General features: G+C 65.6%; 24 protein-coding genes. All 24 read left to right on the top strand.

Going from position 1 to position 11730, the window contains the following annotated elements; translation table 11 throughout:
• A partial coding sequence (locus tag IEY63_RS14130) for an EF-Tu C-terminal domain-related protein (RefSeq protein WP_229783786.1) occupies positions 1 to 74 on the top strand: 74 nt, incomplete at its 5' end.
• A 6-nt stretch (positions 75 to 80) separates the two neighbouring features.
• Entirely contained in the window at positions 81 to 404 is a 324-nt protein-coding gene (rpsJ, locus tag IEY63_RS14125; RefSeq protein ID WP_014685998.1) for a 30S ribosomal protein S10, read from the top strand.
• The gene (rplC, locus tag IEY63_RS14120) at positions 401 to 1021 is read left to right on the top strand and encodes a 50S ribosomal protein L3 (RefSeq protein WP_189069631.1); all 621 of its coding nucleotides are present in this window, start codon (positions 401 to 403) and stop codon (positions 1019 to 1021) included. The genes rpsJ and rplC overlap by 4 nt, the downstream gene beginning before the upstream one ends.
• Positions 1022 to 1024: 3 nt before the next feature.
• Complete coding sequence (gene rplD / locus IEY63_RS14115) at positions 1025 to 1630, top strand: 50S ribosomal protein L4 (RefSeq protein WP_189069630.1); 606 nt, start codon at positions 1025 to 1027, stop codon at positions 1628 to 1630.
• Positions 1627 to 1914 carry a 50S ribosomal protein L23 gene (locus IEY63_RS14110; RefSeq protein ID WP_046843212.1) on the top strand — a complete coding sequence of 96 codons (288 nt, stop codon included), beginning with the start codon at positions 1627 to 1629 and terminating at the stop codon, positions 1912 to 1914. The genes rplD and IEY63_RS14110 overlap by 4 nt, the downstream gene beginning before the upstream one ends.
• Before the next feature lie 13 nt (positions 1915 to 1927).
• Positions 1928 to 2761, top strand: a complete 834-nt coding sequence (rplB, locus tag IEY63_RS14105) for a 50S ribosomal protein L2 (protein ID WP_189069629.1) — start codon at positions 1928 to 1930, stop codon at positions 2759 to 2761.
• Positions 2762 to 2774: 13 nt separating this feature from the next.
• Positions 2775 to 3062 carry a 30S ribosomal protein S19 gene (gene rpsS / locus IEY63_RS14100; RefSeq protein ID WP_046843210.1) on the top strand — a complete coding sequence of 96 codons (288 nt, stop codon included), beginning with the start codon at positions 2775 to 2777 and terminating at the stop codon, positions 3060 to 3062.
• Positions 3059 to 3457 (top strand): 50S ribosomal protein L22, encoded by a 399-nt coding sequence (gene rplV / locus IEY63_RS14095; RefSeq protein WP_189069628.1) that lies wholly within the window; start codon positions 3059 to 3061, stop codon positions 3455 to 3457. Before rpsS ends, rplV begins: the two co-directional genes overlap by 4 nt.
• Entirely contained in the window at positions 3457 to 4203 is a 747-nt protein-coding gene (gene rpsC / locus IEY63_RS14090) for a 30S ribosomal protein S3 (RefSeq protein WP_046843209.1), read from the top strand. The genes rplV and rpsC overlap by 1 nt, the downstream gene beginning before the upstream one ends.
• Positions 4203 to 4628, top strand: a complete 426-nt coding sequence (gene rplP / locus IEY63_RS14085; protein WP_046843208.1) for a 50S ribosomal protein L16 — start codon at positions 4203 to 4205, stop codon at positions 4626 to 4628. The genes rpsC and rplP overlap by 1 nt, the downstream gene beginning before the upstream one ends.
• Positions 4615 to 4815, top strand: a complete 201-nt coding sequence (gene rpmC / locus IEY63_RS14080; protein WP_189069627.1) for a 50S ribosomal protein L29 — start codon at positions 4615 to 4617, stop codon at positions 4813 to 4815. Before rplP ends, rpmC begins: the two co-directional genes overlap by 14 nt.
• Positions 4812 to 5096, top strand: coding sequence for a 30S ribosomal protein S17 (gene rpsQ, locus IEY63_RS14075; RefSeq protein WP_189069626.1), 285 nt, complete (start codon positions 4812 to 4814; stop codon positions 5094 to 5096). The genes rpmC and rpsQ overlap by 4 nt, the downstream gene beginning before the upstream one ends.
• A complete protein-coding gene (gene rplN, locus IEY63_RS14070) occupies positions 5093 to 5497 on the top strand; it encodes a 50S ribosomal protein L14 (RefSeq protein ID WP_022800312.1) in 405 nt (134 codons plus the stop codon). The genes rpsQ and rplN overlap by 4 nt, the downstream gene beginning before the upstream one ends.
• Entirely contained in the window at positions 5497 to 5844 is a 348-nt protein-coding gene (rplX, locus tag IEY63_RS14065) for a 50S ribosomal protein L24 (protein ID WP_046843205.1), read from the top strand. The genes rplN and rplX overlap by 1 nt, the downstream gene beginning before the upstream one ends.
• 93 nt (positions 5845 to 5937) lie before the next feature.
• Positions 5938 to 6477: a 50S ribosomal protein L5 gene (rplE, locus tag IEY63_RS14060; RefSeq protein WP_046843204.1), complete on the top strand. Its 540-nt coding sequence runs from the start codon at positions 5938 to 5940 to the stop codon at positions 6475 to 6477.
• A gap of 13 nt (positions 6478 to 6490) precedes the next feature.
• On the top strand, positions 6491 to 6676 hold the full coding sequence (locus tag IEY63_RS14055) for a type Z 30S ribosomal protein S14 (RefSeq protein WP_046843203.1): 186 nt from the start codon (positions 6491 to 6493) through the stop codon (positions 6674 to 6676).
• A 346-nt stretch (positions 6677 to 7022) separates the two neighbouring features.
• Positions 7023 to 7424, top strand: a complete 402-nt coding sequence (gene rpsH, locus IEY63_RS14050; protein WP_189069625.1) for a 30S ribosomal protein S8 — start codon at positions 7023 to 7025, stop codon at positions 7422 to 7424.
• Between the two features lie 90 nt (positions 7425 to 7514).
• Complete coding sequence (rplF, locus tag IEY63_RS14045; protein WP_189069624.1) at positions 7515 to 8072, top strand: 50S ribosomal protein L6; 558 nt, start codon at positions 7515 to 7517, stop codon at positions 8070 to 8072.
• Complete coding sequence (gene rplR, locus IEY63_RS14040) at positions 8072 to 8410, top strand: 50S ribosomal protein L18 (protein WP_189069623.1); 339 nt, start codon at positions 8072 to 8074, stop codon at positions 8408 to 8410. The genes rplF and rplR overlap by 1 nt, the downstream gene beginning before the upstream one ends.
• Positions 8400 to 8921 (top strand): 30S ribosomal protein S5, encoded by a 522-nt coding sequence (gene rpsE / locus IEY63_RS14035; RefSeq protein WP_308425232.1) that lies wholly within the window; start codon positions 8400 to 8402, stop codon positions 8919 to 8921. The genes rplR and rpsE overlap by 11 nt, the downstream gene beginning before the upstream one ends.
• A complete protein-coding gene (gene rpmD, locus IEY63_RS14030) occupies positions 8918 to 9085 on the top strand; it encodes a 50S ribosomal protein L30 (protein ID WP_189069622.1) in 168 nt (55 codons plus the stop codon). Before rpsE ends, rpmD begins: the two co-directional genes overlap by 4 nt.
• Positions 9082 to 9540 carry a 50S ribosomal protein L15 gene (rplO, locus tag IEY63_RS14025; protein ID WP_046843197.1) on the top strand — a complete coding sequence of 153 codons (459 nt, stop codon included), beginning with the start codon at positions 9082 to 9084 and terminating at the stop codon, positions 9538 to 9540. The genes rpmD and rplO overlap by 4 nt, the downstream gene beginning before the upstream one ends.
• On the top strand, positions 9541 to 10872 hold the full coding sequence (secY, locus tag IEY63_RS14020) for a preprotein translocase subunit SecY (RefSeq protein ID WP_189069621.1): 1332 nt from the start codon (positions 9541 to 9543) through the stop codon (positions 10870 to 10872). It abuts the gene before it with no gap.
• 144 nt (positions 10873 to 11016) lie between these two features.
• Positions 11017 to 11610 (top strand): adenylate kinase, encoded by a 594-nt coding sequence (locus IEY63_RS14015; RefSeq protein ID WP_189069620.1) that lies wholly within the window; start codon positions 11017 to 11019, stop codon positions 11608 to 11610.
• Positions 11611 to 11730 lie beyond the last annotated feature (120 nt).

Genomic DNA, 11730 nt, shown 5'->3' with positions numbered 1-11730 from the left:
AGGGCCTGCGCTTCGCCATCCGCGAAGGTGGCCGCACTGTCGGCGCCGGCGTCGTCGCCAAGGTCCTGGAGTAATAGAACATGGTTGCCCCCAAGATCCGTATCAAACTGCGTGGCTTTGACCACAAGGCGCTGGACCAGTCCGCCAGCAAGATCGTGGACACCGTGCGCCGCACCGGCGCCGACGTGAGCGGCCCCGTGCCCCTCCCCACCCGCATCCGCCGCTTCTGCGTTCTGCGTTCCCCCTTCGTGAACAAGGACAGCCGCGAGCACTTCGAGATCCGCACCCACAACCGTCTGGTGGACATCATGAACCCCACCAAGAAGACGATCGACAGCCTCATGACCCTCGACCTGCCCACTGGCGTGGACATCGAGATCAAGACTGTTGGGGGCCGCGCATGAAGGGCATCCTCGGCACCAAGATCGGCATGACCCAGATCTGGAAAGGCGACCGCGCCATTCCCGTGACCGTCGTGCTGGCTGGCCCCTGCCCCGTCGTGCAGCGCAAGACCGCGCAGACCGACGGCTACGAGGCCGTGCAGATCGGCTACGCGCCCAAGCGCGAGAAGAGCGTCATCAAGCCCGAAGCCGGTCACTTCAAGAAAGCCGGGGTTGCCCCCGTGCGCTTCCTGCGTGAATTCCGCGACTTCAGCCCCGAAGGCGACACCGTCAGCATCGACATCTTCGCCGAAGGCGAGAAGATCGACGCGACCGGCACCAGCAAGGGTAAGGGCTTCCAGGGCGTCATGAAGCGCTGGAACTTCAAGGGTGGCCCCGCCAGTCACGGTTCCAAGAAGTGGCACCGCCGCCCCGGCTCGATCGGCCAGCGTAAAACGCCCGGCCGCGTGTACAAGGGCAAGCGTATGGCCGGCCACATGGGCATGGACCGCATCACCGTCCAGAACCTCGAAGTGGTCGAGATCCGCGCCGACGAGAACATCATCCTGGTCAAGGGTGCAATCCCCGGCGCCAACGGTGGCCTCGTTGTCCTGCGTCAGGCCGCCAAGGGAGGCAAGTAAGACATGGCGCAGATCAACGTCATCGGCAAGAACGGGGGCCGCACCATCGACCTCGACCTGCCGGAAGTGAACAGCGGCGTCCTGCACGACGTCGTGACCTGGCAGCTCGCCAGCCGCCGCCGCGGCACGGCCAGCACCAAAACCCGCGCGGAAGTCAGCAAGACCGGCAAGAAAATGTACGGTCAGAAGGGCACCGGTAACGCCCGTCACGGCGACCGCAGCGTCCCCAGCTTCGTGGGCGGCGGCGTGGCCTTCGGCCCCAAGCCCCGCAACTACGGCTACACCCTGCCCCGCAAGGTCCGTCAGCTGGGCCTAGCCATGGCCCTGGCCGCGCGCCAGGAAGCCGGCAAGCTGATCGCCGTCGACGGCTACGACCAGGACGGCAAGACCAAGAACTTCGTCACCTGGGCTGCCAGCAACGGCATGGACGGCAGCGAGCGCGTGCTCATCGTCACCGATGACGCCGCGACCCGCCAGGCCGCCCGTAACGTCGCCTGGGCCACCGTGCTGCCCGTCGCCGGCCTGAACGCCTACGACATCCTGCGCCACGAGCGCCTGGTGATCGACGCGGTCGTTCTCGAGCCCGCGCAGGAAGGGGAAGAGGCATGAGCCACTACGACATCATCCAGGCCCCCGTGATCAGCGAGAAAGCCTACGCTGGCATGGAACGCGGCGTGTACTCCTTCTGGGTCAGCCCCAAGGCCACCAAGACCGAGATCAAGGGCGCCATCCAGAAAGCGTTCGGCGTGACCGTGATCGGCATCAGCACCATGAACGTCCCCGGCAAGCGCAAGCGCGTCGGCCGCTTCATGGGCCACCGCGCCGACCGCAAGAAGGCCATCGTGCGCCTCGCCGACGGCCAGACCATCGCCGCCCTTGAAGGCCAGGCCTAAGGAGAGATTGAACATGGCCGTCAAGAAATACCGTCCCTACACCCCCAGCCGTCGCCACATGACGACTGCGGACTTCAGCGGACTGACCAAAAAGCGCCCCGAAAAGGCGCTCACCGAGGCGCTCCCCAAGACCGGTGGCCGTAACAACCGCGGCCGCATCACCAGCCGCTTCATCGGCGGCGGTCACAAGCGCCTGTATCGCATTATCGACTTCAAGCGCCGCGACAAGGCTGGCGTGCCTGCCAAGGTCGCCGCGATCGAGTACGATCCCAACCGCAGCGCCCGCATCGCTCTGCTGAACTACGTTGACGGCGAGAAGCGCTATGTGCTCGCGCCCGAAGGCCTGCAGGTCGGCGCCATGGTGAACTCCGGCCCCGAAGCCGAACCCAAGCTCGGCAACGCACTGCCCCTGCGTTTCGTGCCCGTCGGTGCCGTTGTGCACAGCGTGGAACTGATCCCCGGCAAGGGCGCCCAGCTCGCCCGCAGCGCTGGCACCAGCATCCAGGTGCAGGGCAAGGAAGGCGACTACGTCATCCTGCGTCTGCCCAGCGGCGAACTCCGCCGCATTCACAGCGAGTGCTACGCCACCATCGGTGCCGTCGGCAACGCCGAGCACAAGAACATCAACATCGGTAAGGCCGGCCGCAGCCGCTGGCTTGGGCGCAAGCCCCACCAGCGCGGTAGCGCCATGAACCCCGTGGATCACCCCCACGGCGGTGGTGAAGGTCGGACCGGCGCGGGCCGCGTGCCCGTCAGCCCCTGGGGCCAGCCCGCCAAGGGCCTGAAGACCCGCAAGAAGCGCAAGAACAGCGACCGCTTCATCATCACCCGCCGCGGCGGGAAGTAAGGGAGGGTAGGACATGCCCCGTAGCCTCAAGAAAGGCCCGTTCGTGGATGACCACCTCCTGAAGAAGGTCGACGTCCAGAACGAAAAGAAGGACAAGCGCGTCATCAAGACCTGGAGCCGCCGCTCCACCATCGTTCCCGAAATGATCGGCCACACCATTGCCGTGCATAACGGCAAGCAGCACGTGCCCGTCTTCGTGAACGAGCAGATGATCGGCCACAAGCTCGGCGAATTCAGCCCCACCCGCAACTACCGCGGCCACGGCGCTGACAAGAACGCCAAGGGGAGCAAGAAGAAATGACCGCTCCTGAATTCCGCAACAAGAAGCAGCGCAAGCAGCAGCAGAAGCTGCGCACGCCCGGCAAGGCCGTCGCCAAGTACGTCCGCATCAGCCCCCGCAAGGTGCGCCTGGTGGTTGACGTGATCCGCGGCAAGAGCGTCCGTGACGCCGAAGACCTGCTGCGCTTCATCCCCCGCGCCGCCAGCGAACCCGTCGCGAAAGTCCTGAACAGCGCCAAGCACAACGCGCTGCACAACGACGAGATGCTCGAGGACCGCCTGGTCATCACCGCCGCGTACGTGGACGCCGGCCCCACCCTCAAGCGCCTGATTCCCCGCGCCCGTGGCAGCGCGAACATCATCAAGAAGCGCACCAGCCACATCACCATCATCGTGGGCGAGAAGGGGAACAAGTAATGGGTAACAAGATCAACCCGAACGGCTTCCGCCTGGGCATCACCCGTACGTGGAACAGCCGCTGGTACGCCGGCAAGAAGCAGTACGCCGGCCTGCTGAAAGAAGACGAGAAGATCCGCAAGCTCGTTCAGCGCAAACTGAACGCCGCCGGCATCGCGCGCATCGAGATCGAGCGCGCCGGCCAGCAGGTCAACGTGATCATCAGCGCCGCGAAACCCGGCATCGTGATCGGCAAGGGCGGCGAGTCCATCAAGGAACTCCGCCAGGACATCGAGCGCCTCGTGTCCGCCGGTACCGTCGCCGTGAACGTCGCCGAGATCCCCAACCCCAACATCAGCGCGCCCCTGGTCGCCCTGCGCATCGCCGAGCAGATCGAACGCCGCTTCGCGTTCCGCCGCGCCATGAAGCAGGCCGCCCAGCGCGTGATGGAATCCGGCGCCCGCGGCGTCAAGATCATCCTGTCCGGCCGCCTCGGCGGAGCCGAGCAGGCCCGCACCGAGATGGTCCGCGAAGGCCGCGTGCCCCTGCACACCCTGCGCGCCGACATCGACTACGGTACCGCCCGCGCCGAGACCACCTACGGCAGCCTGGGCATCAAGGTCATGGTATTCACCGGTGAAGTCATCGGCGGCAAGACCGAAACCTACGCCCGTCCCCAGCGCCGCAACGACGAGCGCCGCCGTGAAGACGGTGACCGCCCCAACCGCCGCCGCCCCGCCGCGCGGCGCCGCCCCGGAGGTGAGTGATGCTTCTTCCCAAGCGCACCAAGTTCCGTAAACAGCACCGCGGCCGGATGACCGGTGACGCCAAGGGCGGCGACTACGTCGCGTTCGGCGACTTCGGCCTCATCGCGCTGGAGCCCGCCTGGATCAAGAGCAACCAGATCGAAGCGTGCCGTATCGTCATGAGCCGCCACTTCCGCCGCGGCGGTAAGATCTACATCCGCATCTTCCCCGACAAACCCGTCACCAAGAAGCCCGCCGAAACCCGAATGGGTAAAGGTAAAGGCGCCGTTGAGTACTGGGTCAGCGTCGTCAAGCCCGGCCGCGTGATGTTCGAAGTGTCCGGCGTGACCGAAGAGCAGGCCAAAGAAGCCTTCCGCCTGGCCGGTCACAAGCTGCCCATCCAGACCAAGATGGTGAAGCGCGAGGTCTACGATGAAGCTCAGTGATATGCGTAACCTGCAGCCTGCCGATTTCGCCAAGGAAATCGACAGCCGCAAGAAGGAACTGATGGAGCTGCGCTTCCAGGCGGCCGTGGGCAACCTCGCCCAGCCCCACCGCGTCAAGCAGCTCCGCCGTGAAGTGGCCCAGCTCAACACCGTCCAGGCCGAGCTGAGCAAAGGGGAGCAGGCATGAAGAAGACCTTTACCGGCGTCGTCGTCAGCGACAAGGCCGACAAGACCGTCAGCGTGAAGGTCGAGCGCAAGTTCGCTCACCCCCTGTACGGCAAGGTCGTGACCCGCAGCCACAAGTACGCTGCGCACGACGAGAACAACGAGTACAAGATCGGTGACCGCGTCGAGATCATCGCCGTGCGTCCCATCAGCAAGACCAAGACCTGGAAGGTCACCAAACTGGTCGAGCGTCCCCGCGGCATCGAAACCACCGCCGTGGAAACCGAGGGGGGTAAAGCATGATCATGCCCCAGTCCCGCCTCGACGTGGCGGACAACAGCGGCGCGCGCGAGATCATGTGCATCCGCGTGCTGAACAGCGGCATCGGCGGCAAGGGTCTCACCACCGGCGGCGGCGGCAACAAGCGCTACGCCCACGTGGGTGACATCATCGTCGCCAGCGTCAAGGACGCCGCGCCCCGCGGCACCGTCAAGGCCGGTGACGTCGTGAAGGCCGTGGTCGTGCGTACGTCCCACGCCATCAAGCGTGCCGACGGCAGCACCATCCGCTTCGACAAGAACGCCGCCGTCATCATCAACAACCAGGGCGAGCCCCGCGGCACCCGCGTCTTCGGGCCGGTCGCCCGTGAACTCCGCGACCGCCGCTTCATGAAGATCGTGTCCCTGGCCCCGGAGGTGCTGTAATGCCCCGTCCCAGCGCTGGTAGCCACCACAACGACAAGCTGCACATCAAGAAGGGTGACACCGTCATCGTCCTGAGCGGCAAGCACAAGGGCAAGACCGGCAAAGTGCTGCTGGCCCTGCCCCGCGACCAGAAGGTCGTCGTGGAAGGCGTGAACCTCGTCACCAAGAACGTCAAGCCCAGCCCCGCCAACCCGCAGGGCGGCCAGGAACAGCGCGAGCTGGCCCTGCACGCCAGCAAGGTGTCCATCGTGGACCCCGAAACCGGCAAGGCGACCCGCATCCGCAAGACCATCGTGGACGGCAAGAAAGTCCGCGTGGCCGTCGCGAGCGGCAAGAACATCGACTGACCACTCCGGGCCGCCGCCCACCACTCCGATGGGCACGCGGCGGCCTGAGCGGCGCTCTCTGAAAAACTGGGAGACCGCTCGAAGGAACCCACCATGCAGCAACTGAAAACCAAGTACAACGAGCAGGTTCGCCCTGCGATGATGCAGCAATTCGGCTACTCCAGCGTGATGGCCGTGCCCCGCATCGAGAAGATCGTCGTGAACGAAGGCCTGGGCAGCGCCAAGGAAGACAGCAAGGCGATCGACAAGGCCGCCAAGGAACTGGCGCTGATCACCCTGCAAAAGCCCATCGTCACCAAGGCGAAAAAGAGCATCAGCAACTTCAAGCTGCGCCAGGGCATGCCCGTGGGCATTAAGGTCACGCTGCGTGGCGAGCGCATGTTCGTGTTCCTCGAAAAGCTGATCAACATCGGCCTGCCCCGCATCCGTGACTTCAAGGGCGTGAACCCCAACGCCTTCGACGGCCGCGGCAACTACAACCTGGGCATCAAAGAACAGCTGATCTTCCCCGAAATCACCTACGACATGGTCGACAAGGTGCGCGGCATGGACATCACCATCGTGACCACCGCGAAGACGGACGAAGAAGCCCGCGCGCTCCTGCAAGCCATGGGCCTGCCCTTCCGCAAATAAGGACGGATGAACAATGGCTAACACTTCCAAAGTCGTCAAAGCTGCGCGCGGCCACAAGTTCGCCGTGCAGAACTACAACCGCTGCAGCCGCTGCGGTCGCGCCCGCGGGTACTACCGCTTCTTCGGCCTGTGCCGCATCTGCATCCGCGAGATGGCGCACAAGGGCGAACTGCCCGGCGTGAAGAAAGCCAGCTGGTAATCAGCTGACATCCCTCAAGGCCTCCCCCCGCGGGAGGCCTTTTGCGTAGCGTCGCGCAGGCACGGCTTGTGGCACCGGCGAAGAACTGATACACTCCCAAGTTGCCGTGCCTTGAATCTTCAGGGTGCGCCCGCAGTGCCCCCCGGATACGAACCTGTCGCCTTGAGAGGTCATCGTCCGGTGGTGGTGAAGACCCAACAGAAGAGACGCGCCACGTTGTGGCCCCCACTTCCACTTGGGGAGAACCGCGCCCGACCACCAGCTTGCCTGGGGCCGGGCCACCTGCCGGGAGCAGGCCCCCTCCGCGGGGAACCAGCCCGGATCAACACCAGCCCCTGGAGGCTACATGTTGAGTGATCCCATCGCCGATATGCTCACGCGCATCCGCAACGCGACGCGCACCCACAAGGAGACCGTGGACGTCCCGGCCTCCAAGTTCAAAGAGCAGCTGGCCAAAGTGCTCGTGCAGGAAGGCTACGTGGCCTCCTACGAGCGCCTGCTGCCCGAAGGACAGAAGTTCGACGTCCTGCGCCTGACCCTGAAGTACGGCGCCAAGCGCGAGCAGGTCATCAAGCACATCGAGCGCATCAGCCGCCCCGGCCGCCGCGCGTACGTGAGCGCCGAGAACCTGCCCCGCGTGCAGCGTGGCCTGGGCCTGGCCGTGGTCTCCACGAGCAAGGGCCTGCTGGCCGACCGCGACGCGCGCAAGCAGGGCGTCGGCGGCGAAGTCATCTGCGTCCTCTGGTAATCCCCACCAGGATTCCCGGCGCGCGAGCATCTCACCTGACCTCGGCCCCCACCCGGGCAGGCCGAATTTAAGGAAGAAGGAGGACATCCCATGTCCCGAATTGGCAAACAGCCCATCGCCGTCCCGAACGGCGTGACCACGAGCGCCCAGGACGGCGTCTTCAAGGTCAAGGGCCCCAAAGGCGAACTGACCGTTCCCTACAACAGCGAACTGACCATCAAGCAGGACGGCGACCAGCTGCTCGTCGAGCGTCCCAGCGACGCGCAGCGCCACCGCGCCCTGCACGGCCTGACCCGCACGCTCGTCGCCAACGCCGTCAAGGGCGTCAGCGAAGGCTACACCATCAACCTGGAGCTCAAGGGCGTCGGTTTCCGCGCCAAGCTCGCCGGGAAGGCCCTGGAACTGACCATCGGTTACAGCCACCCCGTCGTGATCGAGCCCCCGGCCGGTGTGAGCTTCACCGTGCCCGAACCCACCAAGATCGACGTGAGCGGCATCGACAAGCAGCTCGTCGGTCAGGTGGCCGCGAACGTCCGTAAAGTCCGCAAGCCCGACGCCTACCACGGCAAGGGTGTGCGCTTCGCTGGTGAGAAAATCAGCCTCAAGGCCGGTAAGGCTGGCGCCACCGGCGGGAAAGGGAAGAAATAATGGCTGCCCAGACGACCGTGCGCCGCAAGCTCCGCGCCCGCCGCAAAGTGCGGCAGGCCGCCGGAGATCGCCTGCGCCTCAGCGTGTACCGCTCCAGCAAGCACATCTACGCCCAGATCATCGACGACAGCCAAGGCGTCACCGTGGCTGCCGCCAGCAGCGCCGCTGTCAAGACGGGCACCAAGACCGACACCGCCACCGCCGTGGGCAAGGCCCTCGCGGAGGCCGCCCTGGCCAAGGGCGTCAAGAAGGTTGTCTTTGACCGTGGACAGTACCGCTACCACGGACGCGTGAAAGCGCTCGCCGACGCGGCGCGGGAGGGTGGCCTTGACTTCTAACCGACGGAACGACCGAATGGACCGCGAAAGCAGCGAATTCGAAGAGAAGATGCTGTTCGTCAACCGGACGAGCAAGACCTACCAGGGCGGCCGCCGCTTCCGCTTCGCTGCGCTCGTCATCCTGGGCGACCGCAACGGCCGCGTGGGCATGGGCATCGGCAAGGCGAAAGAAGTGCCCGTGGCCATTGAAAAGGCCAAGAGCATCGCCCGCAAGAACATGATCCAGGTGCCCGTCGAGAACGGCACCATCCCCCACGACATCGTCGGCGAGAACAGCACCAGCCGCGTGCTGCTCAAACCCGCAGGCCCCGGTACCGGCGTGATCGCGGGCACCGTGCCCCGCAGCATCGCCGAACTGGCCGGCATCACGAACCTGCTGTCCAAGGAACTGGGCAGCCGCAACAAGGTCAACGTGGCCTACGCCGTGTTCGACGGCCTGAAGAACCTCCGCACCGCCAAGCAGGTCCGTGCCCTGCGCGGCGAGGTGCAGCCCACCGGAGGCGCCCAGTGAAAATCACCCTGAAGCGCAGCGTCATCGGCCGCCCTGGCTACCAGGTGAAGACCGTGCACGCGCTCGGCCTGAAGAAGATCGGCCAGACCCGCGAGGTCCGTGACACCCCCGCCGTGCGCGGCATGGTGAACACCGTCAAGCACCTGCTGGAGGTGCAAGAATGAAACTCCACGAACTCAAGCCCAACGCCGGCAGCCGCAAGAACCGCAAGCGCGTCGGCCGTGGCCCCGGCGGCACCGACAAGACCGCCGGTCGCGGTCACAAGGGCCAGAAGAGCCGCAGCGGCGCTGGCAAGGGTAGCTTCTTCGAAGGTGGCCGCAGCCGCCTGATCGCCCGCCTGCCCAAGCGCGGCTTCAACAACGTCGGCGTGACGTTCGAAGTCGTGAACCTGGCGCAGCTGGCGAACATCGAGGACGCCACCATTGACCGCAACGTGCTGGAACTCGCGGGCCTCGTGCGCCGCAAGAACCGCCCCGTGAAGCTGCTCGGCAGCGGCGACATCGCCCGCGCCGTGACCATTCACGTGGACGCCGCCAGCGAAGGCGCCGTGAAGGCCGTGGAAGCGGCCGGCGGCAAAGTCATCCTGCCCGAAGCGAACGAAGCCGAGAAGGCGGAGTAAATGCTGCGCGCCTTCCGCGACGCATTCCGGATTCCGGATCTTCAGCGGAAGATTGTCTTCACCCTGCTGCTCCTCGCCGTGTACCGGCTGGGGAGCAGCATTCCCACACCAGGGGTCAACAGCGCCGCGCTGAGCCAGGGCACGAACAGTGGACTGTTCGGCCTGATCAGCATGATCTCGGGAGGCAATCTTTCGCAGTTCTCGATCTTCGCGCTGGGCGTCCTGCCGTACATCACGGCCAGCATCGTCATTCAGCTGCTGACGACCACCCTGCCCCCCCTGGAGAAACTCTCTAAGGAAGGCGAGGAAGGCCGCAAGAAGATCAACCAGTACACCCGCTACGCCGCCGTGGCCCTGGGCACCTTCCAGGCCGCGTTCTTCGCGTCGTTCATCAACGCGGACCCCAGTTACCTGGCAGTCGGCTGGGAGCCGGGCCTGTTCACCATCCTGGTGATGGTCCTGACCCAGGTGGCGGGCATTGCCTTCACGATGTGGATCGGTGAACGCATCACGGAAGTGGGCGTCGGCAACGGCATCAGCCTGATCATCACGAGCGGCATCATCGCCATGTACCCGCGCGAGATCGCCGCGACCGCCGTGCTGGTCCGTGAATCCGCCGACGCACCCTGGCTGCTGCGCATTGTGGCCTTCATTGCCGTGATCCTCGTGACCATCGCCGGGATCGTGTACGTGTACCAGGCCGAGCGCCGCGTACCCGTCACGTACGCCCGCGCACGCGGCGGCGCGGCTGGACAGGCCCGCAGCGCCGGTCAGGCCACTTGGCTGCCCATCAAGGTCAACCAGGCGGGCGTGATTCCGGTCATCTTCGCGTCGGCCATGCTGATCATCCCGAACCTGATCCAGAACGCCACGGCGACCCGCGCGCCGGGCGTGAGCAGCTGGATCGCCACGTACCTAACGTTCGGACAGCCGCTGTACATCGCGCTGGAAGCCCTGCTGATCTTCGGCTTCACGTACCTGTACAACAGCGTGCAGTTCGATCCCAAGCGCATCGCGGAGCAGCTGCGCGAGGCCGGGGGCTTCATTCCCGGCGTCCGCCCCGGCACGCCCACCGCAGAGTTTCTGGGCACCATCAGCAGCCGCCTGAGTCTGTGGGGCGCGATCTTCCTGGTCGTGCTGACCATCCTGCCTCAGCTGGTGCAGAAGGCGACGAGCATCACGACCTTCCAGTTCAGCGGCACCGGCCTGCTGATCATCGTGGGCGTGGCGCTTGAAACCCTCAAGCAGCTTGAAGCGCAGCTGACGGTCCGCCGCTACGACGGCTTCATCAGCAAGGGCCGCATCCGCGGCCGCATGAACCGCGACAACTGAACCGGCCCCAGAATTGAAGCGCGCCGCCCTCCCAGCCGGAGGCGGCGCGTTTCCTGTTCCCGGAGTGGGAACAGCCGCATTCTGACCAGGGCCGCCCGAATCTGACCCTCAGCCACTATGCTGAAGGGTGAACGGAGGACAACAGTGACTCAACCCAAACACAACGTCGTGATCTTCCTCGGGCCTCCCGGCGCGGGCAAGGGCACCCAGGCAGAACGACTGGCGCAGGACAAGGACCTGGTCAAGATCAGCACGGGCGACATCCTGCGCGACCACGTGGCGCGCGGCACCGAACTGGGCCAGCAGGTCAAGCCCATCCTGGACGCCGGGCAACTCGTGCCGGACGACATCCTGATCGCGCTGATCCGCGACAAGCTGGCCAGCATGGACGCCGTGCGCGTCATCTTCGACGGGTTCCCCCGCACCAGTGCGCAGGCGCGTGAACTGGACGTGCTGCTGGAAGAACTGGGCGCGCCCGTCCGTGCCGTGCCGTTGCTGGAAGTGCCGGATCAGGTCCTGATTGACCGCATCGTGGACCGGGGCCGTCAGGCTGCCGCGCGCGGTGAGGCGGTGCGCAGCGACGATACCGAGGAGGTCGCCCGCAGGCGCCAGGAGATCTACCGCGAGCAGACGCAGCCGCTGATTGATTACTACAGCGCGCGCGGCCAGCTGACCCGCATTGACGGTGTGGGCAGCATGAACGACGTGTACGGCCGCATTCTGAACAGCATGAAGTAAGGCGGGACCTGGGAGGGCCGGTGGCTCTGGCGTTGTCCGGACCCACCGGCCCTTCTGGCGTGGCGGCCCCTTCTGCGCTTGCCAGCAAAGGAGGGATGCACTACATTACGCTGGCAGCGT

Source organism: Deinococcus radiotolerans (assembly GCF_014647435.1).
Classification (GTDB): domain Bacteria; phylum Deinococcota; class Deinococci; order Deinococcales; family Deinococcaceae; genus Deinococcus; species Deinococcus radiotolerans.
This window is presented reverse-complemented; position numbering and strand designations above follow the sequence as displayed.

Bases quoted from the DNA above. Each gene is read 5' to 3' on its own strand.
- rpsJ (WP_014685998.1), top strand. From the start codon at position 81: ATGGTTGCCCCCAAGATCCGTATCAAACTGCGTGGCTTTGACCACAAG.
- rplC (WP_189069631.1), top strand. From the start codon at position 401: ATGAAGGGCATCCTCGGCACCAAGATCGGCATGACCCAGATCTGGAAA.
- rplD (WP_189069630.1), top strand. From the start codon at position 1,025: ATGGCGCAGATCAACGTCATCGGCAAGAACGGGGGCCGCACCATCGAC.
- IEY63_RS14110 (WP_046843212.1), top strand. From the start codon at position 1,627: ATGAGCCACTACGACATCATCCAGGCCCCCGTGATCAGCGAGAAAGCC.
- rplB (WP_189069629.1), top strand. From the start codon at position 1,928: ATGGCCGTCAAGAAATACCGTCCCTACACCCCCAGCCGTCGCCACATG.
- rpsS (WP_046843210.1), top strand. From the start codon at position 2,775: ATGCCCCGTAGCCTCAAGAAAGGCCCGTTCGTGGATGACCACCTCCTG.
- rplV (WP_189069628.1), top strand. From the start codon at position 3,059: ATGACCGCTCCTGAATTCCGCAACAAGAAGCAGCGCAAGCAGCAGCAG.
- rpsC (WP_046843209.1), top strand. From the start codon at position 3,457: ATGGGTAACAAGATCAACCCGAACGGCTTCCGCCTGGGCATCACCCGT.
- rplP (WP_046843208.1), top strand. From the start codon at position 4,203: ATGCTTCTTCCCAAGCGCACCAAGTTCCGTAAACAGCACCGCGGCCGG.
- rpmC (WP_189069627.1), top strand. From the start codon at position 4,615: ATGAAGCTCAGTGATATGCGTAACCTGCAGCCTGCCGATTTCGCCAAG.
- rpsQ (WP_189069626.1), top strand. From the start codon at position 4,812: ATGAAGAAGACCTTTACCGGCGTCGTCGTCAGCGACAAGGCCGACAAG.
- rplN (WP_022800312.1), top strand. From the start codon at position 5,093: ATGATCATGCCCCAGTCCCGCCTCGACGTGGCGGACAACAGCGGCGCG.
- rplX (WP_046843205.1), top strand. From the start codon at position 5,497: ATGCCCCGTCCCAGCGCTGGTAGCCACCACAACGACAAGCTGCACATC.
- rplE (WP_046843204.1), top strand. From the start codon at position 5,938: ATGCAGCAACTGAAAACCAAGTACAACGAGCAGGTTCGCCCTGCGATG.
- IEY63_RS14055 (WP_046843203.1), top strand. From the start codon at position 6,491: ATGGCTAACACTTCCAAAGTCGTCAAAGCTGCGCGCGGCCACAAGTTC.
- rpsH (WP_189069625.1), top strand. From the start codon at position 7,023: ATGTTGAGTGATCCCATCGCCGATATGCTCACGCGCATCCGCAACGCG.
- rplF (WP_189069624.1), top strand. From the start codon at position 7,515: ATGTCCCGAATTGGCAAACAGCCCATCGCCGTCCCGAACGGCGTGACC.
- rplR (WP_189069623.1), top strand. From the start codon at position 8,072: ATGGCTGCCCAGACGACCGTGCGCCGCAAGCTCCGCGCCCGCCGCAAA.
- rplO (WP_046843197.1), top strand. From the start codon at position 9,082: ATGAAACTCCACGAACTCAAGCCCAACGCCGGCAGCCGCAAGAACCGC.
- secY (WP_189069621.1), top strand. From the start codon at position 9,541: ATGCTGCGCGCCTTCCGCGACGCATTCCGGATTCCGGATCTTCAGCGG.